The sequence below is a fragment of the Neisseria sp. P0021.S007 genome (assembly GCF_051956855.1).
Map to the genome: position 1 here is coordinate 1 of NZ_JBQCXA010000517.1, position 697 is coordinate 697.

The 697-nt window shown below is 48.8% G+C and carries 1 pseudogene; it reads left to right on the forward strand.

Annotated features, from left to right (window positions below):
- Positions 1-46 precede the first annotated feature (46 nt).
- Positions 47-697, forward strand: a pseudogene (locus tag ACTHUR_RS14345) (polyprenyl synthetase family protein); the annotation flags it as partial.

Below are 697 nucleotides of genomic sequence, written 5' to 3' on the forward strand. Positions count from 1 at the left end.
TATTTATACGGCAAGCCTGCTTCATTTTGCTGACTGAGAATGTGTTATGCTCGAAAACCTGCCTTATTTCCAACGCCATCTGCCTGAAGAACTTTCACGGGTCAATGAGGTGATCAACCAAGCGGTTCAGTCTGATGTCGCTCTGATTTCGCAAATCGGTACTTATATTATCAGTGCCGGCGGTAAGCGTCTGCGTCCGATTATGACGATTTTGGCAGGTAAATCGGTCGGCTATGACGGAGATAAGCTGTATGCTTTGGCGGCGATGGTGGAATTTATCCACACTTCGACCCTGTTGCACGACGATGTGGTTGATGAAAGCGATTTGCGCCGCGGACGCGAAACGGCGAATAATCTGTTCGGCAACGCGGCGGCGGTGTTGGTCGGCGACTTTTTATATACGCGCGCTTTCCAGTTGATGGTTGATTCCGGCAGTATGCGCATTTTGTAAGTCATGGCGGAGGCAACTAATATTATTGCGGAAGGCGAGGTCATGCAGCTGATGAACATCGGCAATACCGATATTACTGAAGCGCAATATGTTCAAGTGATTCAATATAAAACGGCCAAATTGTTTGAAGCGGCCGCGCAGGTTGGCGCGATTTTGGGTAATGCCGCCCCCGAACATGAGCAGGCATTGAAAGACTACGGTATGTACGTCGGCACGGCGTTCCAAATTATTGATGATGTTTTGGAT